Genomic DNA, 25595 nt, shown 5'->3' on the forward strand with positions numbered 1-25595 from the left:
ACGATCGGGGCCCGTTGATGACCAGCCCCAGCGACTTTCAGAGGTGCGCACCTTGGCTTTCCAGATGCCGGACCGCGGCGCAGGCCCCTCCGGGCCACGGATGAGAGTCGGCCGCCCCTCCCGGCGTGCCCGCACTCTTCTGATGACTCTGGGCGTGCTGGCCGTGCTGGCCATGGCGTTCATCATGTTCGCGGGTTTCTGGACCGACTGGCTCTGGTTCCGCTCCGTCGCCTTTTCCAGTGTGTTCACCACCACTCTGTGGACCAAGATCGGCCTTTTCGCGGTGTTCGGGCTGCTGATGGCGGGAGCCGTCGGGTTCAACATCTGGCTGGCGCACCGGCTGAGGCCGCCGCTCAGCGCGATGTCGGTGGAACAGCAGAGCCTCGACCGCTACCGGATGAGCGTCGCGCCGTACAAGAAGTGGCTGCTCCTCGGCATCGCCGCGATCGTCGGCCTGATCGCGGGAGCGTCGGCGGCCGGCCAGTGGAAGACCTGGCTGATGTATGTGAACGGGGTGCCCTTCGGGCAGAAGGACCCCCAGTTCGGTCTGGACGTGTCCTTCTACACCTTCGACCTTCCCTGGTACCGCTTCCTGCTGGGCTTCGGGTTCGCGGCGGTCGTGCTGTCGGTGATCGCCGCCGTCGTCGTGCACTACCTGTACGGCGGGCTGCGCGTGACCAGCCCCGGCGCCCGCGCCACCGCCGCCGCCACCGGCCACCTGTCGGTGCTGCTCGGCCTGTTCGTGACCTTCAAGGCGGTCGCGTACTGGCTCGACCGGTACGGCCTCGCGGTGAAGTCCAGTGACTTCAAGGCCGCCGACAACTGGACCGGCCTGCGGTACGTCGACGCCAACGCCTACCTGCCGGCGAAGACGATCCTCGTCGCCATCGCCGCGATCTGCGCCCTGCTGTTCTTCGCCACGCTGTGGCGCCGGACCTGGCAGCTGCCGGTCATCGGCTTCGGCCTGATGGTGCTCTCGGCGATCCTCATCGGCGGGCTGTACCCGGCGATCGTGCAGAAGTTCCAGGTCCAGCCGAACGAGCAGGCCAAGGAGTCCCCGTACGTCGAGAAGAACATCGAGGCGACGCGGAACGCCTACGGCATCGCCAACGCCGAGGTGAAGGACTACCCGGGGACCGGGTCCAACACGGACCACGCCAAGCTGCGGGCCGACGCCGACACCACGGCGAGCATCCGCCTGCTCGACCCGAACATCGTCTCGCCGGCCTTCCAGCAGCTCCAGCAGGTCAAGGGCTACTACGGCTTCCCGGCGACGCTCGCCGTGGACCGCTACAAGGGCCAGGACACCGTCATCGGCCTGCGCGAGCTGAACCTCGCGGGCATCCCCAAGAACAACTGGATCAACGACCACTTCCGCTACACGCACGGCTACGGCGTGGTCGCCGCCAAGGGCACCGAGGTCACGAAGAACGGCGACCCCGTCTTCATCCAGTCCGACCTCCCCTCCAAGGGCGAGTTCGGCACCGGGAACGCCTTCAAGCAGCAGATCTACTACGGCGAGCAGACGAAGCAGTACTCGATCGTCGGCGGCCCGCAGAAGGAGCTCGACTACTCCGACGACAAGGGCGAGAAGGAGACAAGCTACACCGGCAAGAGCGGTGTCAGCCTCGACAACCCGATCAACCGGGCCGCCTACGCCCTCTCGTTCAGCGAGCCGCAGATCCTGTACTCCGGCGCCATCGGCGACGGTTCGCGGATCCTGTACAACCGCACGCCCAAGGAGCGCGTCGAGGCCGTGGCCCCCTGGCTGACCATCGACGGCGCGGCCTACCCGGCCGTGGTGGACGGCCGCATCCAGTGGATCGTGGACGCCTACACGACGACGAACGGCTACCCGTACGCCTCGCGCACCACGCTCGGCGACTCCACGGCCGACTCGCTCACCAACAGCCAGCGCGCGGTCGTGGCGCAGGAGAACCGGGTCAACTACATCCGGAACTCGGTGAAGGCCACCGTCGACGCCTATGACGGCACGATCAAGCTGTACCAGTGGGACACCCAGGACCCGGTCCTCAAGACCTGGATGAAGGCGTTCCCCGGCACCGTCAAGGCGAAGAGCGAGATCCCCAAGGCGCTCATCGACCACATGCGCTACCCGCAGGACCTCTACAAGGTGCAGCGCGAGCTGCTGACCCGCTACCACGTCACCGACGCCCAGACGTTCCTCAGCGGTTCGGAGGTCTGGGCCGTTCCGGACGACCCGACCACCAAGACGGGCAGTGCGGTGCCGCCGTACTACCTGTCGATGAAGATGCCGGGCCAGAAGGAGCAGGCGTTCTCGCTGACGACGACGTTCACCCCGAACGGCCGCGACAACCTGAGCGCCTTCATGGCGGTCAACGCCGATCCGGGCACCCCGGACTACGGCAAGATCCGCATCCTGAAACTGCCGACCAGCACCCCGGTCGACGGACCCAAGCAGGTGCAGAGCAAGTTCAACTCCAAGCCGGAGATCGCCCAGGAGATCAACATCCTGAGCCGGGGCGACTCCCAGGTGGAGTACGGAAACCTGCTGACGGTGCCGCTGGACGACGGCCTGCTGAACGTCGAGCCGGTGTACGTCAAGGGCGGCGGCCTCAAGTACCCGACGCTGCGCAAGGTGCTGGTGACCTACGGCGGCCAGACGGCCTTCGAGGACACGCTGGAGAAGGCGCTGAACGTGGTGTTCGGGGCGGAGGCGCCGAGCGCGCCGACGACGCCGACCACTCCCACCACCCCGCCGGGGGAGGGCACCACCACGCCGCCGGGAACGCAGGACCCGACGGTCAAGGCGGCCCTGTCCGATGCGCAGAAGGCCATCGAGGCGGCGGAGAAGGCCCGCCAGGCGGGCGACTGGACGGCCTTCGGCAAGGCGCAGGACGACATCAAGGCGGCGCTGCAGCGGGCGGTAGACGCCGAGGCGAAGCTGACGGCCCCCAAGCCGGCCGGCTGATGATCATTGGGTAATGGCCCGGCCCCGCGTCGTGATACTGTGGTTTCACCGACGCGGGGTGGAGCAGCTCGGTAGCTCGCTGGGCTCATAACCCAGAGGTCGCAGGTTCAAATCCTGTCCCCGCTACTGAAAACGAAGGCCCGGATCCATGGGATCCGGGCCTTCGTCATGTCCGGGGTGACCGTCCCGGCAGCACACGGGGTCGCTGGGGCGGGTGAGTTGGGATGGGAGCGTGTTTGACTTGTCTCTCTGTGGGCATGTCGACAAAACGCTGTAGTGACCTCACTGACTGCGACATACCAGGTGTACGCGGGTAGCAGGTGATGCGACGATGGGATTTATGGGGGACAGGTCAACTCTGCTGGAGACAGGGCGGTTTGTGAGGTCGGGGGTCGAGTCGGGCAGGGAAGCCGAGAAGGGGGCTCAGACCGTTAACGCGCAGACCGCATTGACCGATGCGGATTTCGCGGACGAAGCGTTCGTCGAAGCCGACGTGGCCAGTGACGCGGAGCTGGAGGCCCGGCACCGCGTGGCCGCCGACAAGGGGGACCCGGGCGCCATGAGCGTGCTCGGGGCGCTGCTGCTGCGCCGCGGCGACCTGGCCGGGGCCGAACCGTACCTGCGGGGAGCCACCGCGGAGGGGGACCGGGCCGCCGCCAACAACCTCGGGGTGCTGCTGCACCAGCGCGGCTACCCCGACGAGGCCGCGGGCTGGTGGCGGGTCGCCGCCGTCGCGGGCTCCGCCCCGGCCGCGCACGCCCTGGGCCGCCACTACCGCGAGCGCGGCGACGAGCCCGCCGCGGAGTACTGGATGCGGCAGGCGGCGGAATCCGGCCACGCCCTGGGCGCCTACGGGCTGGCAGACCTGCTGGAACACCGCGGGGACAAGGGCGTCGAGCGGTGGTTCCGCGCCGCGGCGGAACAGGGGCACCGTGAAGCCGCGTACCGGCTGGCCCGGCACCTGAGGAAGGGCGACCCCGTCGAGGCCGAGCAGTGGTACCGGCAGGCCGCCGCGCGCGGGCACCGCCGGGCCGCGCTGCACCTGGGCGCGCTGCTGGAGGCCCGCGGGGAGCTCAAGGAGGCGGGGCGCTGGTACCTGACCTCGGCGAAGCAGGGCGAGGCGCGTGCCGCGTGCGCCCTCGGCTTCCTGCTGCGCGACGCCGGGGACGAGGAGAGCGCGGCCGCGTGGTGGCGCCGGGCCGCCGAGGACGGCGACGGCAACGCGGCCAATGCCCTGGGCGCCCTGCACGCGGCCCGCGGCGAGACCCAGACGGCCGAGAAGTGGTACCGGGTCGCCATGGACGCGGGCGATCACAACGGGGCGTACAACCTCGCCCTGCTGTGCGCCGCGCAGGAGCGGACGGCGCAGGCCGAGCAGTGGTACCGCCGTGCGGCCTACGCGGGCCACCGCGAGGCGGCCAACGCGCTGGCGATCCTGCTGCTCCAGGGCGGGGACGCGGAAGGCGCCGAGCCGTGGTTCTCCAAGGCGGCCGAAGCGGGCAGCGTGGACGCCGCCTTCAACCTCGGGATCCTGTTCGCCAGCCGGGACGAGGACCGCACGGCGCTCAAGTGGTACGAGCGGGCCGCGTCGGCCGGCCATACCGACGCTGCGCTCCAGGTCGGCATCGCACTGGTGCGGGACGGCGAGGAGCGGGCGGCGGAGCGGCACCTGCGCTGCGCGGCGGGCGGCGGCAGCGCGGAGGCGGCGTTCCGGCTGGCCGCGCTGCTGGAGTCGCTGGCCCCGCCGCCGGAGCCGGTGGCGCTGGGCGAGCCGGCCGGCGGAGCCGCGCGCACGGAGAGCGAGGAGTGGTACGAGCGTGCCGCCGAGCAGGGGCACCGGCGGGCCCAGGTACGGGTCGGGATGCTGGCGGCGGCGCGGGGTGACCTGGCGGCGGCCGCGCGGTGGTACCGGGAGGCGGCGGAGGCCGGCTCGCGGAACGGGGCGTTCAACCTGGGGCTGCTGCTGGCCCGGGAAGGGAACGAACCGGAGGCGGCGCTGTGGTGGACGCGGGCGGCGGTGGCCGGCCACGGGCGGGCGGCGCTGCGGCTCGGGCTGCTGGCGGCGCGGCAGGGGGATCTGAACGAGGGGCAGAAGTGGTGCGTGCGGGCCATGGAGCTGGGGCCGGCGGAGGTCTCGGAGCGGGCGGGGCGGTTGCGGGACGCGTTGGCGGAGGAACTCTCGGCGTAGCCCCGGCCGGGGTCTCGGCGGGGTGGCACGGGGGCGTCCGCGGCGCCGTGCCCCCGCGGGGCCGATCCGGGCCTGCGGGGGCGGAATCGTTAAGCGATTTGCATCTGCCGGGGGGCGTCACGTAAAGTCGTGTTTACCGACGCGGGGTGGAGCAGCTCGGTAGCTCGCTGGGCTCATAACCCAGAGGTCGCAGGTTCAAATCCTGTCCCCGCTACTGAAAACCGAAGGCCCGGATCCCCTGGATCCGGGCCTTCGGTCATTCGCAATGCGGAAGGGGCCCGGAACCGACTGGTTCCGGGCCCCTTCCCATGCGTACGCCTACGCGCCCGCGCAGTTCGGGCACACGCCCCGGTACGTCACCTCGACCGTCGAGACCACGAAGCCGAACCGCTCGGCGTCCGGCAGGTCGGCCAGCGGGTCGCCCGACGGGTGGACGTCGCGGATCGCGCCGCACTGGGCGCACACCAGGTGCTGGTGCGCGCGGTGGGCGTTCGGGTCGTACCGCTTTGCGCGGCGGTCCGTGGACACCTCCAGCACCTCGCCGAGGCTGACCAGCTCGCCCAGGGTGTTGTACACCGTCGCCCGGGAGATCTCCGGCAGTTTGGCCACCGCGCGCGCGTGTACCTCGTCGGCCGTCAGGTGAACGTGGTCACCGTCGAGCACCTCGGCCACGACGCGCCGCTGTGCGGTCATGCGCCATCCGCGTCCGCGAAGTCGTTCCAGCAGGTCACTCATGCGTCCCAGCCTAACAGTGCCGCTGATTCGGTGTAACTCCCGAAAGCGTATGGAGTTGGATGGCGGCTTGACTTAGACAATGTCCATTGTAGGATCGATTGCGGCTGGCCACGAGGACAGGACACGCAGGCAATGACGCAGGAGGCGCACGTGACGCAGGGACCGCTCACCACGGAGGCCGGAGCACCGGTCGCCGACAACCAGAACAGTGAGACCGCCGGCGTCGGTGGGCCCGTACTCGTCCAGGACCAGCTCCTGCTGGAGAAGCTCGCCCACTTCAACCGCGAGCGCATCCCGGAGCGCGTCGTGCACGCCCGCGGCGCCGGCGCGTACGGCACCTTCACGGTCACCCGCGACGTCTCGCAGTGGACCCGCGCGAAGTTCCTGTCGGAGGTCGGCAAGCAGACCGAGACCTTCCTGCGCTTCTCGACCGTCGCGGACAGTCTCGGCGGCGCCGATGCCCGCCGTGACCCGCGCGGCTGGGCGCTCAAGTTCTACACCGAAGAGGGCAACTACGACCTCGTCGGCAACAACACCCCGGTCTTCTTCATCCGCGACGCGATCAAGTTCCCGGACTTCATCCACACGCAGAAGCGCGACCCGTACACCGGCTCGCAGGAAGCCGACAACGTGTGGGACTTCTGGGGCTTGAGCCCCGAGTCGACGCACCAGGTGACCTGGCTCTTCGGCGACCGCGGCATCCCGGCGTCCTACCGCCACATGAACGGCTACGGCTCCCACACGTTCCAGTGGAACAACGAGGCCGGCGAGGTCTTCTGGGTCAAGTACCACTTCAAGACCGACCAGGGGATCAAGAACCTCACCCAGGCCGAGGCCAACCTGCTCGCAGGCGAGGACCCCGACTCCCACCAGCGGGACCTGCGCGAGTCGATCGAGCGCGGTGACTTCCCCAGCTGGACCGTGCAGGTCCAGATCATGCCGGCGGCCGAGGCGGCCGAGTACCGCTTCAACCCGTTCGACCTCACCAAGGTGTGGCCGCACGAGGACTACCCGCCGATCGAGATCGGCAAGCTGGAGCTCAACCGCAACCCGGAGAACATCTTCGCCGAGGTCGAGCAGAGCATCTTCAGCCCGGCCCACTTCGTCCCCGGCATCGGACCGTCCCCGGACAAGATGCTCCAGGGCCGCCTCTTCGCGTACGGCGACGCCCACCGCTACCGCGTCGGCATCAACGCCGACCACCTGCCGGTGAACCGCCCGCACGCCACGCAGGCCCGCACCAACTCCCGTGACGGCGCCCTGTACGACGGCCGCCACAAGGGTGCGAAGAACTACGAGCCGAACAGCTTCGGCGGACCGTTCCAGACGGACCGTCCGCTGTGGCAGCCCGTCCCGCTGACCGGTGGCACGGGCAACCACGCCACTTCGGTCCACCGCGAGGACAACGACTTCGTCCAGGCGGGCAACCTCTACCGCCTGATGTCGCAGGACGAGAAGACCCGTCTGATCGAGAACCTGTCCGGCTTCATCGCGAAGGTCTCCCGCGACGACATCGTCGACCGCGCGATCAACAACTTCCGCCAGGCGGACGGTGACTTCGGCAAGCGGCTGGACGTCGCGGTCCAGGCCCTCCGCGGCTGACGGACGCTTGTCGCAGCGAGATGACGGGCCGGTGCTCCTCGGAGCGCCGGCCCGTCGCCGTACCCGTCACGCGCCCTAGGCCAGTACGGCGCTGCGCCGGGCCGGCGCCCAGCAGCGGATGACGTCGCGCACCGAGACGATGCCCACCGGGCCGCCGTCCTCCAGCACGATCAGATGGCGGAAGCCGCCGTGTGCCATGGCCTCGGCGGCTTCCTGGACCGTCGCGTCGGGGGTGCAGAAGACGACGTTGTTGGTGGTGTGCGCGCCCACCGACTCCCGGTCGGGGTCGTGGCCGGCGCCGAGGGAGTTGAGGATGTCGCGCTCGGTCAGGATGCCGATGCCGCTGTGGTCGGGATCGAGGACGACGGCCGCGCCGACGCGCCGGCCGGACATCAGGCAGGCCGCCTGCCGGAGGGTGTGCGCGGGTCCGAGGGTGAGGATCACGGTGCTCATGGCGTCGCGGACGAGCATGAAGAGAGCCACCTCCTGGGTGAGACCCCGCCTGGGTGGGTGCGCCGGGTGAGGGACCCGGCTCAAGAGAACCCGCCTCAAGAGAAGGGCTTCACAAGCGCACAAGCGGGGGAGTCCCAGATTCCCACGCGTACGCAGGGTCATCAAGAGGGGCGCGCCCGGCAACACCCGCCCGGCCGAGCGCACCGACGGCGCGTCAGCGCGCCTCAGGGGCGCGGACGCAGGCGCGTCAGCATCTCCTCGTGCAGCAGGCCGTTGGAGGCGGCCGCGTTGCCGCCGTGGACGCCGTCGACCCCGTCGAGGCTGGTGAAACGTCCGCCCGCCTCTTCGACGACGACCGCGATCGCGGCCATGTCCCACAGGTTCAGCTCCGGCTCGGCGCACAGGTCGAGCGAGCCCTCGGCGACCATCATGTACGGCCAGAAGTCGCCGTAGCCCCGGGTGCGCCAGCACGCGCGGGTCAGGTCCAGGAAGCCGGGCAGCCGGCCCTGCTCCTCCCAGCCCGTCAACGAGGAGTACGCGAAGGACGCGTCTCCCAGGGTGGCGACCTTCGAGACGCCGATCGCCGTGGGCTCGCCGAGCGCGCCGCCCGCCCAGGCGCCGCTGCCCTTCGCCGCCCACCAGCGGCGGCCCAGCGCGGGCGCGGAGACCACCCCGACCACCGGGCGGAACTCCCCGTCGGGGCCCTCGGCCATCAGAGAGATCAGCGTCGCCCACACGGGAACGCCCCTGACGTAGTTCTTCGTACCGTCGATCGGGTCCACGACCCAGCGGCGCGGGCCCTCGCCCTTGAGCCCGTACTCCTCGCCCAGGATGGCGTCGTCGGGCCGTGCGGCCAGGATCCCGGCCCGGATGATCTCCTCGGCCGCCTTGTCGGCCTCGCTCACCGGGGTCATGTCCGGCTTCGTCTCCACCTGGAGGTCCAGTGCACGGAAACGCTGCGTGGTGGCGGCGTCCGCCGCGTCGGCGAGTTCGAGGGCGAGGCGGAGGTCATCGTCATACTCGGGCATGGCCGAACAGTATCGAGACCGCGGCCGACCGGCGAACGCCGTCCACGGTACGGCCGACGGGCGCCCTTGACAGGACCTGGCGCCCCGTCAACTCTGACGGGAAGACGATCGGGGGAGGGGAGCGGGGGAGGCGACGATGGCGGCGGCGCGGGAGTCCTTGCTGGAAGCGGCGGGAGCGGCGCTGGCGGCGCGCGCCTGGCCCGCCGTGCGGATGGTCGAGGTGGCGGCGGCCGCCGGGGTGTCCCGGCAGACCCTGTACAACGAGTTCGGCGGGAAGGCGGGTCTGGGGCGCGCCCTGGTGCGCCGGGAGGCCGACTGGTACCTCACGGGTGTGGACCGCGCCCTGGAGGCGTCGCCGGACACCGCCGAGCGGCTGGCGGGGGTCGCCGAGTGGACCGTACGGGCGGCCCGCGCGCGTCCCCTCGTACGGGCCCTGCTGACGGGGTCGTGGAACGCCGGCCTGCCCGCCCCGCCCGGGCGGGGCGTCCGGCCGGGCTCGCCCGCGCTGGGGCCGGGGGAGCTGGTGCGCGCCGTCCGGGACCGGGCGGCCGCCGCGCTCCCGGCGGAGCCCGCGCAGCGGTGCGAGCTGGTCGTACGGCTGGCGCTGTCCTACGTGGTCGCCCCGACCGGGCCCGGGGAGGAGGCGGCGGCCGGCGGGCTGCTCGGGCTGGTCAGTGCGCCGAACCGGACAGCTGGAGCCCGATGACGCCGAGGATGACCAGCGAGATCGAGACGAGTTTCAAGGTGGAGACGAGGTCGCCGAGGAAGACCATGCCGTAGATGGCGGTGCCGGCCGCCCCGATGCCGGTCCACACGGCGTAGGCGGGGCCCACGTCGAGCTTCTTGAGGGCCAGGGTCAGCAGGCCGAAGCTGCCGAGCGCGAAGGACGCGAAGGCGATCGTCGGCCACAGCCGGGTGAACCCGTGGGAGAGCTTGAGGCACACCGCGAAACCGGTCTCCAGGATTCCGGCGACCACCACCAGCAGCCACGCCATGGCGTATGCCTCCCCGCCTCCCGCGTCACGTGACGTCGCGTCACTTGGTGCGATTATGCATTTATCCCGACGCGATCTTCGGCAAACCCGGCTGCCCGGCCCGGTCGGCCCCCCTCCACGCCGTCAGTCGCCCTCGCGGCGCTCCCGCGTCTCCAGCAGCCGCCGCAGCGAGTACAGCCGCGCCGGATCCGCGTGACCGTCCTGCACCCACTGGTCCAGCGCACAGTCCGGCTCGTCGTGACTGCAGGCGCGCGGGCACTCCTCCGTGCCGCCGACCAGGTCCGGGAACGCCAGGATCACCCGCGACGGGTCGACGTGGTGCAGGCCGAACGAGCGCACGCCGGGGGTGTCGATGACCCAGCCGTCACCGCCGGGCAGCGGCAGCGCGAGGGCGGAGGTGGTGGTGTGCCGGCCCCGGCCGGTGACGGCGTTGACGTGGCCGGTGGCGCGCTGGCGGCCCTCGGCCACCAGCGAGTTGACCAGGGTGGTCTTGCCGACGCCCGAGTGGCCGACGAAGGCGGTGATCCGGCCGTTCAGCCGCTCGCGCACCCGGTCGGCCGCGTCGCCCGTCGCCAGCTCCTCGCGGTTGGTGACGACGTAGTTGACGCCGAGCGTCGAATAGATCTCGAGGATCTTGTCCGCGGAGGTCAGGTCCGACTTGGTGAGCACCAGCAGCGGTTCCAGACCGGCGTCGTACGCGGCCACCAGGCAGCGGTCGATCATCCGGGGCCGCGGCTCAGGGTCGGCCAGCGCCGTGACGATGGCCAGCTGGTCGGCGTTGGCGACGACCACCCGCTCGTACGGGTCGTCGTCGTCCGCGGTGCGCCGCAGGACGGACTTGCGCTCCTCGATCCGCACGATCCGGGCGAGGGTGTCCTTCTTGCCGGTCAGGTCGCCGACGATCCAGACCCGGTCGCCCACCACCGCCGCCTTGCGGCCCAGTTCGCGGGCCTTCATCGCGTGCACCGTGCGGCTGCCGACCAGGCAGGTCAGCCGGCCCCGGTCGACGGTCAGGACGAAGCCCTCGGCGGCGTCCTCGTGCTTGGGGCGGATGTTCGTACGCGGCCGGTTGCCCTTGGGGTTGGGGCGCGAGCGGATGTCGTCTTCGTCGGTGTGCTTGCCGTACCTGCGCATGACGGGCCCTACGCTCCCGCGCCCCGCGAGGGGAGGCCGAGCATCCCGGCCCACATCGAGGGGAAGTCCGGCAGGGTCTTCGCTGTCGTCGCCACGTTCTCGATCAGTACGCCCTCCACCGCCAGGCCGATCACCGCGCCGGCGGTCGCCATGCGGTGGTCGTCGTAGGTGTGGAACACACCGCCGTGCAGGGGGCGCGGGCGGATGCGCAGCCCGTCGGCGGTCTCGGTGACATCGCCGCCCAGGCCGTTGATCTCGGCGGTGAGCGCCGCCAGCCGGTCCGTCTCGTGCAGCCGCAGGTGGCGCACGCCCCGCAGCACGGACTCCGAGTCCGCCAGCGCCGCGACCGCCGCGATGCCCGGCGTCAGCTCGCCGACCTCACCCAGGTCCACGTCGATGCCGTGGATCTTGCCGCTGCCGGTGAAGACCAGGCCCGCGTCGGTCAGCTCGCAGGAGCCGCCCATCTCGGTGAAGATCCGGCGCAGCGCGTCGCCGGGCTGCGTGGTGCGTCGCGGCCAGTCCGGGATGGTCACCGTGCCGCCGGTGATCAGGGCCGCCGCCATGAAGGGCTGCGCGTTGGAGAGGTCCGGCTCCACGACCAGGTCGCGGCCCAGGAGCGCGCCGGGGGTGACCCGCCACACGTTCTTCTCGCCGCCCGCCTCGGGGGTGTCGACCTGGGCGCCCGCCGCGCGCAGCATCTCCACGGTCATCCGGATGTGCGGCATGGAGGGCAGGGTGTCACCAGTGTGGCGGACCTCCACGCCCTGGTTGAAACGCGGCGCGGACAGCAGCAGCGCCGAGACGAACTGCGAGGAGTTGGAGGCGTCGATCTCGACCGTGCCGCCCTCCAGGGCTCCGCCGCCCTGGACGGTCAGGGGCAGCGCGCCCCGGCCGTCGTCGTCGATCCGGGCACCGAGGACGCGCAGGGCGTTGATGACCTCGCCCAGCGGGCGCTCGTAGGAGCGCGGGTCGCCGTCGAAGCGGATGTCGCCGGAGGCGAGGGTGGCGACGGGCGGCAGGAAGCGCATGACCGTGCCCGCGTTGCCGACGTCGACGGTGGCCGGGCCGTGCAGGGCCGCCGGGATGACCCGCCAGGCCTCCCCGCCGGCGCCCCCGCCGGCGGAGCTGGAGGAGACGGTCTCCTCGATGCCGACGCCCATGGCGCGCAGCGCGTCCGACATCAGCTGGGAGTCGCGCGAGCGCAGCGGGCGGCGCACCCAGCCCGGCTCGGAGGCAAGCGCGGCGAGCACGAGGGCCCGGTTGGTGACCGACTTGGATCCCGGCACGGTGACGGTGGCGTGGACGGCGCCGTCCGCGAGCGGGGCGGGCCAGAGGGCGTGGGGCGCTGGGGTCTCGGTCATGGCCTCCACTTTAGTGGCTTCGCCCAAGCCCGGATCGTGGCCGGGGCCCGTTCGGGGACCTGCCGCGGGAGCGCCGCCGGCGCCGTCTCAGAGACCGAGAAGCCAGCGCGCCCCGCCGGTCAGCGCGCACAGCGCGACGGCGTGGAAGAAGAGCAGCCACGCCACCGGGTGGACGTGGGTGAGACGGCCGAGCTGGTCCGCGTCCGAGTCGGGGGCACCGCCGTGGCGGCGCTTGGCCTGGAGCTCGAACACCGGCCGGACCCCGCCCAGCAGGAGGAACCACACCACCCCGTACGCGAACACCGCCTGCACCTCGGCCGGGGCCAGCCAGGAGACCAGGACGAAGACCGCGCCGGTCAGCACCACCGTCAGCAGCCCGTACGCGTTGCGGATCATCACCAGCATCGCGAGCAGCAGTGCGGTCGCCGCCCACAGCAGCAGCGTGATGCGGTGGGCCGAGAGCAGGGCGGCCCCGCCGAGGCCGAGCAGCGAGGGCGCCGTGTACCCGGCGGCGGCGGTCAGCACCATGCCGAGCCCGCTGGGCTTGCCCCGGCTGACGGTGACGCCGCTGGTGTCGGAGTGCAGCCGGATCCCGTCGAGCCGGCGCCCGGTGAGCAGTGCCAGCAGCCCGTGTCCGCCCTCGTGGGCGATGGTGATCGCGTTCCGGGACAGCCGCCACAGGGGACGGGGCGTCACGACGGCGAGCGCGGCGAGCCCCGTCACGACCACCAGCCACCACGCGGGCTCGGTCTGTATACCGCTCAGCCGGTCCCACAGGCCGGCCGTCGTCATGCTGTCCATGGAGTGGCGGACTCCTTGCGGTAGGGGGAGAGGGCCATGGCAGTGTGTCAGCCATGTGCGGAAGGTATGCAGCGAGCCGGGCGCCCGAGGAACTGGCGCGGATCTTCGGCATCGAGCGCTGGGAGCCCGAGGAGGCCCTGGCCCCGGACTACAACGTGGCACCGACGAAGGAGGTCCACGTCGTCCTCGACCGTCCAGTGAAGGACGCGCCGAGCCGGCGTCCGGTTCGCCAGCTCCGGGTACTGCGGTGGGGGCTCGTCCCCTCCTGGGCGAGCGGCCCCGAGGGCGCGGCCCGGATGATCAACGCCAGGGCCGAGACGGTCGCGGAGAAGCCGTCCTTCCGCCGCCCCTTCGCGCAGCGCCGCTGCATCATCCCCGCCGACGGCTACTTCGAGTGGGTCACCGCCCACGACGAGCGGCAGCTTGAGGTCGAAGGGAAGAAGAAGCGGGCGCGCAAGCAGCCGTACTTCGTGCTCCCCGCCGACGGCACCGCCTTCGCCATGGCCGGCATATACGAGTTCTGGCGCGACCGGACCCTGCCCGACGAGCACCCGAACGCCTGGTGGGCCACCTGCTCGGTCATCACCACCGAGGCCGAGACCGGGCCGCTGGCCGTGGCGCCCGACGAGGGCCCGCGCTCGCTCGCCGACATCCACCCCCGGATGCCGCTGATGCTGACCCCCGACAAGTGGGACCCCTGGCTCGACCCGGCCCGCAGCGACGTGGACGAACTCCAGGCGCTGCTGGCGCCGCCGCCCGGCGGGCTGATGCGGGCCTACCCGGTCCCGACCGCCGTGAGCAACGTGCGCAACAACGGGCCGGAGCTGCTGACCGAGCTCGCCGCGCCGGAGGAGGCGACCCTGTTCTGAGCCCCGTCCCGGCGACGGCATGATCGGCCCATGACCACGCGTACCGAAAGCGTCGACACCCCGGCCGGCGAGGCCCGGGTCACCTGGCACCGCGCCACCGGCGGGGAGGCCCGGCTCGTACTCGCCGTCAGCCACGGCGCGGGGGGCGGGATCGAGGCCCGCGACCTCCGGGCCCTGGCCGCCGCCCTGCCCGGCCAGGGGGTCACCGTCGCACTGGTCGAACAGCCCTGGCGGGTCGCCGGGAAGAAGGTCGCCGCCGCGCCCAAGGTCCTGGACGAGGGCTGGCGCGCCGTGTGGCCCGCCCTGCTGGCGCCGGGCCTGCCCGTCGTCGCGGGCGGGCGCAGCGCCGGAGCCCGGGTGGCGTGCCGGACCGCCGCCGAGCTGGACGCGGCCGGGGTGCTGGCCCTGGCGTTCCCGCTGCACCCGCCGGGGCGGCCCGAGAAGTCCCGGGCCGAGGAACTGCTGGGCGCCGGGCGGCCCACCCTGGTGGTCCAAGGCGACCGGGACCCTTTCGGACACCCCGGGGAGTTCCCGCCGCCGGCCCCGCAGACCCCGTACGAACTGGTCGCCGTCCCGCACGGCGACCACGGCTTCGCGGTGCCCAAACGGGCCGGCGTGACCGAGGCCGAGACGCTGACGGTGATCACCGCGGCGGTCGCCGGATGGCTCGGCCGGCTCCCCGTCCGAGGCCGGCCGGGACCGATCTGACGGATTCCCGCGTGATCCCGCTCACTCGCCGCCCACCCCCCGCCCACCGGCCGACCGGCCCCGCCCTCGGGCCCGGAAACCCTTGTCCCGCCCGGGAATGCGGCGCCCGGACCTGTCGTTGAACGGATGTCGGTACGTACGGGAACTTCGTCGGATGAGAGGGAGCGCATGACCCAGGTCATCAGCCAGAACCGTCTACAGGCCGCTGACCTGGAATGGACGGTGCTGCCCGCGCCCAGGCGCGGAACGCTTCGGGCGGCGGAGGATCGGGAAGGTCGACTATTCTCCGATTCGAGCGGATCCGCTTTCGGAGCCGCCACGCTGTCGGAGGAGGTGGGTCCTGTCGCTGGGACCGACGAAGGCCACGCGGAGGAGACGACCCCGGAGCGCAACGCGCGCTTCGAGCGGGACGCCCTCGGCTACCTCGACCAGATGTACTCCGCCGCGCTGCGCATGACGCGCAACCCGGCCGACGCCGAGGACCTGGTCCAGGAGACGTACGCGAAGGCGTACGCGTCCTTCCACCAGTTCCGCGAGGGCACCAACCTCAAGGCGTGGCTGTACCGCATCCTGACCAACACCTTCATCAACTCCTACCGCAAGAAGCAGCGCGAGCCCCAGCGCAGTGCGGCGGAGGAGATCGAGGACTGGCAGCTGGCGCGCGCCGAGTCGCACATGTCGACCGGGCTGCGCTCCGCCGAATCGCAGGCGCTCGACCACCTGCCCGATTCGGACGTGAAGGAAGCGCTCCAGGCCATCCCGGAGGAATTCCGCATCGCGGTCTACCTGGCCGACGTAGAGGGCTTTGCGTACAAGGAGATCGCGGACATCATGGGTACACCCATCGGTACGGTCATGTCCCGGCTGCACCGTGGCCGCCGGCAACTCCGCGGAATGCTGGAGGATTACGCCCGCGAGCGCGGGCTCGTCCCGGCCGGTGCCGGAGAGTCGAACGACGCGAAAGGCTCGGGCTCATGAGCTGCGGAGAGCCGCACGAGACGGAGTGCGCCGAGGTCCTGGATCACCTTTACGAGTTCCTGGACCACGAGATGCCCGACAGCGACTGCACGAAGTTCGAGACCCACTTCGGCGAGTGCAATCCCTGTCTTGAGAAGTACGGTCTGGAGCAGGCCGTCAAGAAGCTGGTCAAGCGGTGCTGCGGGTCGGACGACGTGCCGAGCGACCTGCGCTCCAAGGTGATGGGACGGATCGAACTGATCCGTTCGGGACAGGCCGTCCCGGACCACGACGTCACCGCGGACCCGTCCTCCGGTTGAGCGGCGACAACTCGAACGGCGACGAGCCAAACGGCGACGACTCGAACGCCGACGACTCGAACGGCGACAACCGCCCCCGGAAGCCCCTTTCGTTCACTCGAAGGTGCTAATCCGGGGGCGTCCGTATGCCCCGATGCGCGAATGCGGCCCGCTGTGACGCGGGCCGCACCTATTCTCCCCTTCCGGTACCGGTCGGTTTCGGTGCCGGCCCGGCCCGTGCAGGGGAGGAGGGTGCCATGCGGGTACTTCCGCCGGGGGCGCGCGCCCTCATCCTGTGCGCCGTCCTCGCCGCCTGCGCGTGCGCCGCTCCCGCCCTGACGGATCCGGGTACGCCGTGGCCGGCCGTCGCCCTGCTCTGCGCCCTGTGCCTCGGCTGCGAACTCCTGGCGGACTGCCGGCTGCTCGGCGGCCGGGTCCCCGGGGGCACGGGCGCCTTCTTCCCCGTCGTACTGGCCGCCGTGTTCCTCCTGCCCCCGTCTGCCGCCGCGCTCGCGGCGCTGCCCGGCGGGCTGGCGGCGGGCGTGGCGCAGCGGCCCGTATGGGTGCGCCGGACCTGGCACGCCGCCCAGCAGGCGTGCGCCGCCTGGGCGGCCGGGCAGGCCTACCGGCTGCTGGACGGACCGGCCACGCTCGGCGGCGCCGGGTCCGGCGCCGCCGGATACCCCGGCCGGGTCGCGGACTTCCCGTACGCCGTGGTCCCCGCAGGGGCCGCGGCCGTCGCCTTCTGCCTGGTGATCACCGCCCTCGACGGGGCCGTCCTGGCCACCGCGGAACACCGTCCCGCGGTCACCGCCTGGCGGGGACTGCCGGCCCGGTCCCTGTCCCCGTACTGCGTCCACGGCCTCGCCGGGCTGATGACGGCCGTGATGTGGCGCAGCCCCTACGGGGTACCGGCCGCGCTGCCGGCGCTGCTGCCGATGTACATCTCCTCCTGGGTCTTCGCCCAGTACACCCGCGAGCGCACCGCACACCAGGCCACGATCCGCGCGCTGGTGCAGGCCGTCGACATCAAGGACCGCTACACGCGCGGTCACAGTGAGCGCGTCGGGCAGGCCTCCGCGATGATCGCCCGCGAGCTGGGCATGGCCGACGACCGGATGGAGGTCGTCCGGATCGCCGGGATCCTGCACGACGTCGGCAAGCTCGGCGTCCCCACCCGGCTGCTGCGCAAGGACGGGCCGCTGACCCCCGAGGAGCGCAAGGTCATCGAACTGCACCCCGAGTACGGGCACGAGATGGTGCGCGGCATCGGGTTCCTGGGGGAGGCCCGGTCCGCGATCCTGCACCACCACGAGCGGGTCGACGGCTCCGGATACCCGTACGGGCTGGCCGGGGAGCAGATCCCGGTCCTGGCCAGGGTCGTGGCGGTGGCCGACTCCTTCGACGCGATGACCTCGACCCGCTCCTACAGCCGCGCCCGCCCGGTCCCCGTCGCCCTGGCCGAGCTGGAGCGCTGCGCGGGCGCCCAGTTCGACCCGGCCATGGTGCGGGCCCTGGTCGACGCCATCGGGCGGCACGGCTGGCACCCGGTGGTGACCTCCGACGACGACGTGCAGGTGGCGGCCCCGCGCAGCAGTGCCCCCGCCCCCGCCCGGGGCGCCGGGAGCGGGGCGTGAGGGCCCTTGCCGCCGGCGCCGTGCGGGCGGCCGCCGCGCTGCTCACCCTCGCCGCCCTCGGCCACACCCTGTGGAATGGCGTCGCGGAGGGCGCCACCGCCCTCGCGTTCGGCATCCTCATCGGCATCGGCGAGCTCGCCCGCAGCGACCACCGTGACGCGGCCGCCCCCGCCGCGGCCGAGGACCGCGGGCAGGACCGCCCGCAGGACCGCCGGCCCGCGCCGCTGGGCTCCGCGGGCGCCCTCGCCTACGCACTGCTGGGCGGGGCCGCCGGGCACCCCACCCACCACGGGGTGCTCCAGGTCGTCGCGGTCGTCGTCGCCGCGGCCCTCGTCGGGATCGTGCCGCACATCGCCCGTGGCCACGGGCCCGCCTTCGACCACGTGGCCCGGCGGGTACTGGCCGTGGCCTTCGCCGCCGTCTGCTTCCAGCCGCTCCACAACTCCGGCCGGCTGGAGGCACGGCTGGGGCAGGGCCCGTACCTCGTGCTGTTCCTGGTGCTGCTGCTCGGCCTCACCGCCCTGTGCGACGCCGTCCTCGGCGCCGCGCTGGCCGGGGCCCGCACCGGCCGGCCCTACGGCAGCCTGCTCCACGACGAGCTGCGCGCGCCGGCCGGGATCGGCACCGCCATCTGCGCGACCGGCCTGGTCATGGCGCTGGGAACGGCCGTGGCCGGGCTGTGGGCGCTGCCCGTGTTCAGTGTGCCGCTGCTGCTGACCCAGATGTCCTTCCACCGGATCACCGCCGTTCGCACCACCTACCGCCAGACCATCACCTCCCTCGCCCGCGCCACCGAGATCGCCGGCTGCACCCGCCCGGGGCACGCCCGCCGGGTGGCCGCCCTGAGCTGCGCCGTCGGACGGGAGCTGGGGCTGTCGGAGCGGGAGCTCACGGTGCTGGAGTACGCCGCCCTGATGCACGACATCGGCCAGCTCTCGCTCGTCGACCCCGTCCCGGCCGGGGCAACGGCTCCGCTGCCCGCCGCCGAGGCCCGCCGGATCGCCGGGCTCGGCGGGGAGGTGGCCCGCCAGACGGGGGTGCCGGCGGAGGTCGCCGTCGTGGTGGAGCGCCAGGCGGACCCCTACCGGGAGCAGCCCGTCGCCGCACGGATCGTGCGCGCGGTGAACGCGTACGAGGACCTGTGCGGCGGCCAGGGTCACCCGGGCGGCTCACTGGCCGCCCTGGAACGGCTGCGCCTGGGGACCGGACGCGACTTCCAGCCGGAGGTCGTGGAGTGCCTGGCAAGGGTTCTGGCCAGGGACGGACGGGCCGGAGTCGGCCCGCTCCCACCTGGGTAACCCATGGGTAATGAGCGGCCGTCCGAGTGGGCATGGTTGGATGCGAGTAAGAGTGTCCATGAGGGTGTCCGCAAGGCTGCACCGTAGTCCCCCAGCCACCGCTGGGAGGTGCCCCCAGGCAGGCGGGAATTGTGAGGATCTTCGGGAAGGTACGGCATCGGCCCTCCGCCTCGTGGCGGCAGGCCACCGACCGCGCGTTCACGCTGATCGGCGACGGGCGGTACGAGGACGCGGGCGCGCTCCTGACCAGAGCGGCGGACCTGGAACCCTGGCTGTCCGAGTCCTGGTTCAACCTGGCCCTGCTGCACAAGTTCCGCCACGACTGGGAGCAGGCGCGGGCCGCCGGGCTGCGCGCCGTGGCCCTGCTGGACCGCGAGACCGGCGCCCCGGACTGGTGGAACGTGGGGATCGCCGCGACCGCGCTCCAGGACTGGCCGCTGGCCCGGCGGGCCTGGCAGGCCTACGGGCTCAAGGTCCCCGGTGACCCGCACGGAGCCGCCGCGGGCGCCGAGCCGGTCGGCATGGAGCTGGGCAGCGCCGCCGTACGGCTCTCGCCGGAGGGCGAGGCCGAAGTGGTGTGGGGCCGCAGGCTCGATCCGGCCCGGATAGAGGTCCTCTCGATCCCGCTGCCGTCCTCGGGGCGGCGCTGGGGCGAGGTCGTCCTGCACGACGGCGTCCCGCACGGTGAGCGGATCACCGCCGCCGGGCCCTCGTACCCGGTCTTCGACGAGATCGAGCTGTGGGCGCCCTCGCCGGTCCCGACCTGGGTGGTCCTGCTGGAGGCGGCCACCGAGAGCGACCGGGACGCGTTGGAGCAGCTGGCCTCGGACGCGGGCTTCGCCGCCGAGGACTGGTCGTCGTCGGTGCGGCTGCTGTGCCGGACCTGCTCGGAGAGCGCGATGCCCAGCGACGAGGGCGACGGCGAGCACCTGGACCCCCACGACCACAGCGAACCCGGCCACCCCGGCCCGCTGGGGCACCGTACGGCCGGCTCGGGGTCCCTGTGGGTGCCCGAGCGGGAATGCGGCATCGCCGCACCGGCCGGACTGGTGCGCGGACTCCTGGACGGGTGGGTCGCGGACAGCCCGGACAGCCGCGAGTGGCGCGATCTCGAAGAAGTCTGCTGAGCGGGGGCCGTAGGCTGTACCGGTCACATCGGTGACTCGCAGACTTACGGAAGGCGTACGGCGGACATGGCGCAGCAGGAGAACCAGGTTGTCCCGGTCGACGACGAAGGCTACGTCGTGGACACGGAGGACTGTGAGGCGCGCGAGCTCGCCCACCGCGAGCGCGGCACCTCCCGCCCGATCACGGTGGTCGGCAACCCGGTCCTGCACCGGGAGTGCAAGGACGTCACCGAGTTCGGCGACGAACTGGCGCAGCTGATCGACGACATGTTCGCCAGCCAGAAGACCGCCGAAGGCGTCGGCCTGGCCGCGAACCAGATCGGCGTGGACGCCAAGGTCTTCGTCTACGACTGCCCGGACGACGACGGCAAGCGCCACACCGGTGTCGTGGTCAACCCGAAGCTGGTCGAACTGCCCGCCTCCGCGCGCGTGCTGGACGACTCGAACGAGGGCTGCCTGTCGGTCCCGACCGCCTACGCCTCACTGGCCCGCCCGGACTACGCGGAGGTCACGGGCCAGGACGCCCGGGGCAACCCGATCAAGGTGCGCGGCACCGGCTACTTCGCCCGCTGCCTCCAGCACGAGACGGACCACCTCTACGGGTACCTGTACATCGACCGCCTCTCCAAGCGCGACCGCAAGGACGCCCTGCGCCAGATGGAAGAGGGCACCCCCCGCTACGAGACCGTCCCCAACGCCTGAGCCGTCTCGGGCCGTTCCCGGGCGCGGCCCAGCAGCACCCGCAGATCCTCCGGGAGGGGCATCGGCGTGAGCAGGCCCGCCGCCGTACGCCCCGTGTTGCCGTACGGCACGCGCCCGGACACCGACCCGGCTCCGGCCACCAGGATCCGGACCACCTGCCCCACCGTCTCCGCCCGGTCCCGGCAGCGCACCGCGAGCCGGAACATGTGCCAGTGGGCACGGGTGTGGGGCCGGGCCCAGGCCTGGGAGATGATGTGCGCCCGCTCCAGGGCGTCCCACATGGTGGCGGTGTCGGGCGCGGCGTCGCGGGCGCGGCGCAGCTCCGCCTCGAAGGCCGCGCGCACGGCGGCCGGCATGGCCTTCGGCGTGCAGGCGGTGATGCAGGTCTTCAGCAAGTTCGTCATGCGTCAACGGTGCGGCCACGGGGCCCGTCGGCGCTTGAACGAACCTGCTACATCCACTGGACGGTGCGGGTGAAGTCCGACGGCGGGATCCCGAACATCCGCCGCCACACACGGCTGAGGTGAGCCCCGTCGGCGAAGCCCGCGCCGTGCGCCGCGTCCGTCAGGGAGTGGCCCCGGGAGGCCAGTTCGGCGGCCCGCATGAGCCGCAGCCACAGGACGTACGGGCGGAACGGCAGCCCCAGCTCCGCCCGGAACAGGTGCGCGAGGCGGCTCTGCGACAGGCAGGCCACCTCGGCCGCCCGGGACAGCCCTACGCCGTCCCGCCCGGGCAGCCACGCCAGCACCCGCGCCAGCCCCGGATGCGCGGCAGCCTCTGCCGCCGGACCGCCGGGGAGTACGGCGTCCAGCGCGCACGCCGCCTCGAAGGGATCGGCGGGCAGGTCCGCGGCGGCCGGTACGAGGCCACCCGCGTCCCCCGCCAGGGCCGCGAGCCCGCGGCCGGCCGAGGAGAGCGGGTCGTAGTGCAGCACCACCCCGCGCGCGGTGCCGCCCAGCACGGAATGGCGCACCCCGGCCGGGACCACGTACGCGCGGCACCCGAAGGGCTCCCCGTCCGGCCCGGCCATCAGCAGGTCGTCGCCGCCCAGCGCGGCGATCACCTGCACGGAGTGGTGCGCGTGCGCGGTCGCGGACCCGACGGCGCCCCCGTACAGCAGGCCCCCGGGCCGCAACCGGGCCCGCCCGGCCCACCCGGAGGCGGTCATGCCGAGGGGCCCGGACACGACGAAGCGCCCCCGCCCAGGACCCAGGTCACCCGAGTCGTCGTTCTCCCCATGGGCGGGGACGCTATCAAGCCGTCGGAGCAGGGACTCAGAAGTCCTCGTCCAGGTCGACCGTGCCCTCGACCGCGACCTGGTAGGCCGACGGGCGGCGCTCGAAGAAGTTGGTCAGCTCCTGGACGCCCTGGAGCTCCATGAACGAGAACGGGTTCTGCGAGCCGTACACCGGCGGGAAGCCGAGACGGACCAGACGCTGGTCCGCGACGCACTCCAGGTACTCGCGCATCGACTCGGTGTTCATGCCCGGCAGGCCGTCACCGCACAGGTCGCGGCCGAACTGCAGCTCCGCCTCCACGGCCTCCTTGAGCATGTCGGTGACCTGCTGCTGGAGGGCGTCGTCGAAGAGCTCCGGCTCCTCCTTGCGGACCGTGTCCACGACCTCGAAGGCGAAGTTCATGTGCATGGTCTCGTCCCGGAACACCCAGTTGGTGCCCGTCGCCAGGCCGTGCAGCAGGCCCCGCGAGCGGAACCAGTACACGTACGCGAACGCGCCGTAGAAGAACAGGCCCTCGATGCACGCGGCGAAACAGATCAGGTTCAGCAGGAAGCGGCGGCGGTCGGCCTGCGTCTCCAGCCGCTCGATCTTCTCGACCGAATCCATCCACTTGAAGCAGAACTGCGCCTTCTCGCGGATCGACGGGATCTCCTCGACCGCGTCGAAGGCGGCCGCCCGGTCGTCCGGGTCGGGCAGGTAGGTGTCGAGCAGCGTCAGGTAGAACTGGACGTGCACGGCCTCCTCGAACAGCTGGCGCGACAGGTACAGGCGCGCCTCCGGGGAGTTGATGTGCTTGTACAGGGTGAGCACGAGGTTGTTCGAGACGATCGAGTCGCCCGTCGCGAAGAACGCGACCAGACGGCCGATCATGTGCTGCTCGCCCGGCGTCAGCTTCGCGAGGTCGGCGACGTCCGAGTGGAGGTCGACCTCCTCGACGGTCCAGGTGTTCTTGATCGCGTCCCGGTAGCGCTCGTAGAAGTCCGGGTAGCGCATGGGACGCAGGGTCAGCTCGAAGCCCGGGTCGAGCAGGTTCTTGCTCTTTGCGGCATCGGTGTCGGTGGAGCTCATTACTGGCAGGCCTCGCAGGACTCGGGGTTCTCAAGGGAGCAGGCCAGCGCGTCGGCGTCGACGGCCTGCGGAAGCGCGGCGGCGGGGGCGGCGGCCGCCTGGGCCGCGCGGGCGATCTTCGTGGCGGGGCGCGAGCGCAGGTAGTACGTGGTCTTGAGGCCCTGCTTCCAGGCGTACGCGTACATCGAGGACAGCTTCCCGATGGTCGGCGTCTCCAGGAACAGGTTCAGCGACTGCGACTGGTCCAGGAACGGCGTACGGGCCGCCGCCATGTCGATCAGGCCGCGCTGCGGGATCTCCCACGCCGTGCGGTACAGCTCGCGCACCTCGGCGGGGATCCAGCCGAAGCCCTGCACGGAGCCGCTGGCCTCGCGCAGCGCCTCGCGGGTCTGTGCGTCCCACACGCCGAGCTTCTTGAGCTCGGCCACCAGGTAGGCGTTGACCTGGAGGAACTCACCGCTCAGCGTCTCGCGCTTGAAGAGGTTCGACACCTGCGGCTCGATGCACTCGTACACGCCCGCGATCGAGGCGATCGTCGCCGTCGGGGCGATGGCGAGCAGCAGCGAGTTGCGCATGCCGGTCTCGGCGACGCGGGCGCGCAGCGCCGCCCAGCGCTCCGGCCAGTTCAGCTCGACGTCGTAGTGGTCGGGGTGCAGGACGCCGCGGGCGGTACGGGTCTGCTCCCAGGCGGGGAGCGGGCCGCTGCGCTCGGCGAGGTCGCAGGAGGCCTCGTACGCGGCCAGCATGATCCGCTCGGAGAGCTTCGTGGACAGGGCCTTCGCCTCGGGGGAGTCGAAGGGCAGCTTCAGCTGGAAGAAGACGTCCTGGACGCCCATCGCGCCCAGACCGACCGGACGCCAGCGGGCGTTGGAGCGGCCGGCCTGCTCGGTCGGGTAGAAGTTGATGTCCACGACGCGGTCGAGGAAGGTGACGGCGGTGCGGACGGTCTCGTCCAGCCGCTCCCAGTCGATGTCGCCGCTCTCGGGGAGGACGAAGGCGCCCAGGTTGACCGAGCCGAGGTTGCAGACGGCCGTCTCGCCGTCGTTGGTGACCTCGATGATCTCGGTGCAGAGGTTCGAGGAGTGGACGACCGTGCCGGGCTCGGCGGTCTGGTTCGCCGTCCGGTTGGAGGCGTCCTTGAAGGTCATCCAGCCCTGGCCGGTCTGCGCGAGGGTGCGCATCATCCGGCCGTACAGGTCGCGGGCGGGCATGGTCTTGCGGGCGAGGCCCGCCGCCTCGGCCTTGCGGTAGGCGGCGTCGAACTCGTCGCCCCACAGGTCGACCAGCTCGGGGACGTCGGCCGGGGAGAACAGCGACCAGTCGGCGTCGGCGTTCACCCGGCGCATGAACTCGTCCGGCACCCAGTGCGCGAGGTTCAGGTTGTGCGTACGGCGCTGGTCCTCACCGGTGTTGTCGCGCAGCTCCAGGAACTCCTCGATGTCCGCGTGCCAGGTCTCCAGGTAGACGGCTGCGGCGCCCTTGCGGCGGCCGCCCTGATTGACGGCGGCGACGGAGGCGTCGAGGGTCTTGAGGAACGGGACGATGCCGTTGGAGTGGCCGTTGGTGCCGCGGATCAGCGAACCGCGGGCGCGGATGCGGGAGTACGACAGGCCGATGCCGCCGGCGTGCTTGGACAGGCGGGCGACCTGGTGGTAGCGGTCGTAGATCGAGTCGAGCTCGTCCAGCGGGGAGTCCAGCAGGTAGCAGGAGGACATCTGCGGGTGCCGGGTGCCGGAGTTGAAGAGGGTGGGGGAGGACGGCAGGTAGTCCAGGCGGCTCATCAGCCGGTACAGCGAGGCCACTTCCTCGACGGCCGTCACGCTCTCGTCCGCCGCGAGTCCGCAGGCCACGCGCAGCATGAAGTACTGCGGGGTCTCGATCACCTGACGGGTGATGGGGTGGCGCAGCAGGTAGCGGCTGTGCAGGGTGCGCAGGCCGAAGAAGCCGAAGCGGTCGTCGGCGCCCTCGGCGAGCGCGTGCTCGACCAGCGCGTCGAGGCGGTTCGCGTGGGCGGCCACGAACTCGGCCGTACGGTCGGCGATCAGGCCTTCGCGGTGGCCGACCGCGACGGACGCGGCGAAGGAGGTGGCGCCCTGGCCCGCGGCTTCGTCGCGCACGGCGAGCGTGAGCAGGCGTGCGGCCAGCCGGGAGTACGCCGGGTCCTCGGAGATCAGTCCGGCGGCGGCCTCGGTGGCCAGCGAGCGCAGTTCGGCCTCGTCCGCGGTGGCGCTGCGGCCGCGCAGGGCGGCGGCGGCGACCCGGCCGGGGTCGGTGTCGGGGAGGTCGGCCGTCAGCTCGGTGAGGGTACGCAGCAGCGTGGCCCCATGGCCCCCGCCGGTGGTTCCGCTGTCGGACGGGTCGGACTCGGCGCGCGGTGCGGCGGGCGCGATGGTCACGGGGGGAGCTCTCCCTCACTCGGCTCCGGGGCACCTTCGGTGCGGG

Annotated in this window: 23 protein-coding genes and 2 tRNA genes; 14 read left to right on the forward strand and 11 right to left on the reverse strand. The window is 72.1% G+C overall.

The genetic code is table 11. The features are described from left to right. The first annotated feature begins 64 nt into the window (after window positions 1-64). From IE207_RS08145 to IE207_RS08160, 4 genes are all read left to right on the forward strand, one after another. Window positions 65-2953 carry a UPF0182 family membrane protein gene (locus IE207_RS08145; protein WP_190183634.1) on the forward strand — a complete coding sequence of 963 codons (2889 nt, stop codon included), beginning with the start codon at window positions 65-67 and terminating at the stop codon, window positions 2951-2953. Window positions 2954-3005: 52 nt separating this feature from the next. After that, window positions 3006-3079: transfer RNA gene (locus tag IE207_RS08150), tRNA-Met, on the forward strand. Window positions 3080-3293: 214 nt separating this feature from the next. Beyond that, on the forward strand, window positions 3294-5141 hold the full coding sequence (locus IE207_RS08155) for a tetratricopeptide repeat protein (RefSeq protein ID WP_373304681.1): 1848 nt from the start codon (window positions 3294-3296) through the stop codon (window positions 5139-5141). Window positions 5142-5281: 140 nt separating this feature from the next. After that, window positions 5282-5355: transfer RNA gene (locus IE207_RS08160), tRNA-Met, on the forward strand. Between the two features lie 104 nt (window positions 5356-5459). On the opposite strand, the gene IE207_RS08165 is transcribed toward IE207_RS08160, so the two are convergent. Beyond that, window positions 5460-5876, reverse strand: coding sequence for a Fur family transcriptional regulator (locus IE207_RS08165; RefSeq protein WP_190183331.1), 417 nt, complete (start codon window positions 5874-5876; stop codon window positions 5460-5462). A 132-nt stretch (window positions 5877-6008) separates the two neighbouring features. Between IE207_RS08165 and IE207_RS08170 the strand changes: the two genes are divergently transcribed. Continuing rightward, the gene (locus IE207_RS08170; RefSeq protein WP_190183332.1) at window positions 6009-7478 is read left to right on the forward strand and encodes a catalase; all 1470 of its coding nucleotides are present in this window, start codon (window positions 6009-6011) and stop codon (window positions 7476-7478) included. A gap of 75 nt (window positions 7479-7553) precedes the next feature. On the opposite strand, the gene IE207_RS08175 is transcribed toward IE207_RS08170, so the two are convergent. Both IE207_RS08175 and hisN read right to left on the reverse strand, forming a co-directional pair. After that, the gene (locus tag IE207_RS08175) at window positions 7554-7949 is read right to left on the reverse strand and encodes a CBS domain-containing protein (protein WP_190183333.1); all 396 of its coding nucleotides are present in this window, start codon (window positions 7947-7949) and stop codon (window positions 7554-7556) included. 206 nt (window positions 7950-8155) lie between these two features. Beyond that, window positions 8156-8959 (reverse strand): histidinol-phosphatase, encoded by an 804-nt coding sequence (gene hisN, locus IE207_RS08180; protein ID WP_190183334.1) that lies wholly within the window; start codon window positions 8957-8959, stop codon window positions 8156-8158. Between the two features lie 136 nt (window positions 8960-9095). On the opposite strand from hisN, the gene IE207_RS08185 reads away from it, so the two are divergent. Further along, window positions 9096-9665 carry a TetR/AcrR family transcriptional regulator gene (locus IE207_RS08185; RefSeq protein WP_190183335.1) on the forward strand — a complete coding sequence of 190 codons (570 nt, stop codon included), beginning with the start codon at window positions 9096-9098 and terminating at the stop codon, window positions 9663-9665. Here IE207_RS08185 and IE207_RS08190 read toward each other — a convergent pair. The 4 genes from IE207_RS08190 to IE207_RS08205 form a co-directional block, all read right to left on the reverse strand. Continuing rightward, on the reverse strand, window positions 9631-9954 hold the full coding sequence (locus tag IE207_RS08190; protein ID WP_190183336.1) for a DMT family transporter: 324 nt from the start codon (window positions 9952-9954) through the stop codon (window positions 9631-9633). The two genes, IE207_RS08185 and IE207_RS08190, sit on opposite strands and share 35 nt — an antisense overlap. A gap of 123 nt (window positions 9955-10077) precedes the next feature. Then, a complete protein-coding gene (gene rsgA / locus IE207_RS08195) occupies window positions 10078-11088 on the reverse strand; it encodes a ribosome small subunit-dependent GTPase A (protein ID WP_190183337.1) in 1011 nt (336 codons plus the stop codon). 8 nt (window positions 11089-11096) lie between these two features. After that, a complete protein-coding gene (gene aroA, locus IE207_RS08200) occupies window positions 11097-12449 on the reverse strand; it encodes a 3-phosphoshikimate 1-carboxyvinyltransferase (protein WP_190183338.1) in 1353 nt (450 codons plus the stop codon). A gap of 87 nt (window positions 12450-12536) precedes the next feature. Then, a complete protein-coding gene (locus IE207_RS08205) occupies window positions 12537-13250 on the reverse strand; it encodes a M50 family metallopeptidase (RefSeq protein ID WP_190183339.1) in 714 nt (237 codons plus the stop codon). A 53-nt stretch (window positions 13251-13303) separates the two neighbouring features. Here IE207_RS08205 and IE207_RS08210 point away from each other — a divergent pair, with 53 nt between their 5' ends. The 8 genes from IE207_RS08210 (at window position 13304) to def (ending at window position 20847) form a co-directional block, all read left to right on the forward strand. Continuing rightward, window positions 13304-14119, forward strand: coding sequence for an SOS response-associated peptidase (locus IE207_RS08210; protein WP_190183340.1), 816 nt, complete (start codon window positions 13304-13306; stop codon window positions 14117-14119). Window positions 14120-14149: 30 nt separating this feature from the next. Further along, window positions 14150-14827: an alpha/beta hydrolase family protein gene (locus IE207_RS08215; RefSeq protein ID WP_190183341.1), complete on the forward strand. Its 678-nt coding sequence runs from the start codon at window positions 14150-14152 to the stop codon at window positions 14825-14827. A 333-nt stretch (window positions 14828-15160) separates the two neighbouring features. Further along, on the forward strand, window positions 15161-15805 hold the full coding sequence (locus tag IE207_RS08220; protein WP_190183342.1) for a sigma-70 family RNA polymerase sigma factor: 645 nt from the start codon (window positions 15161-15163) through the stop codon (window positions 15803-15805). Next, window positions 15802-16104: a mycothiol system anti-sigma-R factor gene (gene rsrA, locus IE207_RS08225; RefSeq protein WP_190183343.1), complete on the forward strand. Its 303-nt coding sequence runs from the start codon at window positions 15802-15804 to the stop codon at window positions 16102-16104. Before IE207_RS08220 ends, rsrA begins: the two co-directional genes overlap by 4 nt. A gap of 236 nt (window positions 16105-16340) precedes the next feature. Then, a complete protein-coding gene (locus IE207_RS08230) occupies window positions 16341-17720 on the forward strand; it encodes an HD-GYP domain-containing protein (protein WP_190183344.1) in 1380 nt (459 codons plus the stop codon). Continuing rightward, window positions 17717-19018: an HD-GYP domain-containing protein gene (locus tag IE207_RS08235; RefSeq protein WP_190183345.1), complete on the forward strand. Its 1302-nt coding sequence runs from the start codon at window positions 17717-17719 to the stop codon at window positions 19016-19018. Before IE207_RS08230 ends, IE207_RS08235 begins: the two co-directional genes overlap by 4 nt. 131 nt (window positions 19019-19149) lie before the next feature. Next, window positions 19150-20145: a tetratricopeptide repeat protein gene (locus IE207_RS08240; protein WP_190183346.1), complete on the forward strand. Its 996-nt coding sequence runs from the start codon at window positions 19150-19152 to the stop codon at window positions 20143-20145. Window positions 20146-20211: 66 nt separating this feature from the next. After that, the gene (def, locus tag IE207_RS08245; RefSeq protein WP_190183347.1) at window positions 20212-20847 is read left to right on the forward strand and encodes a peptide deformylase; all 636 of its coding nucleotides are present in this window, start codon (window positions 20212-20214) and stop codon (window positions 20845-20847) included. Here the strand turns inward: def and IE207_RS08250 are convergent. The 4 genes from IE207_RS08250 to IE207_RS08265 form a co-directional block, all read right to left on the reverse strand. After that, on the reverse strand, window positions 20823-21251 hold the full coding sequence (locus IE207_RS08250) for a DUF3703 domain-containing protein (RefSeq protein WP_229873471.1): 429 nt from the start codon (window positions 21249-21251) through the stop codon (window positions 20823-20825). The genes def and IE207_RS08250 overlap by 25 nt on opposite strands. A 47-nt stretch (window positions 21252-21298) precedes the next feature. After that, window positions 21299-22033, reverse strand: coding sequence for a helix-turn-helix domain-containing protein (locus tag IE207_RS08255; RefSeq protein WP_190183348.1), 735 nt, complete (start codon window positions 22031-22033; stop codon window positions 21299-21301). An 88-nt stretch (window positions 22034-22121) separates the two neighbouring features. Then, on the reverse strand, window positions 22122-23153 hold the full coding sequence (locus IE207_RS08260) for a ribonucleotide-diphosphate reductase subunit beta (RefSeq protein ID WP_190183349.1): 1032 nt from the start codon (window positions 23151-23153) through the stop codon (window positions 22122-22124). Next, window positions 23153-25549 (reverse strand): ribonucleoside-diphosphate reductase subunit alpha, encoded by a 2397-nt coding sequence (locus IE207_RS08265; protein WP_190183350.1) that lies wholly within the window; start codon window positions 25547-25549, stop codon window positions 23153-23155. Before IE207_RS08265 ends, IE207_RS08260 begins: the two co-directional genes overlap by 1 nt. Window positions 25550-25595 lie beyond the last annotated feature (46 nt).

The sequence above is a fragment of the Streptomyces cirratus genome, assembly GCF_014650775.1.
In the GTDB taxonomy this organism is placed as follows: domain Bacteria; phylum Actinomycetota; class Actinomycetes; order Streptomycetales; family Streptomycetaceae; genus Streptomyces; species Streptomyces cirratus.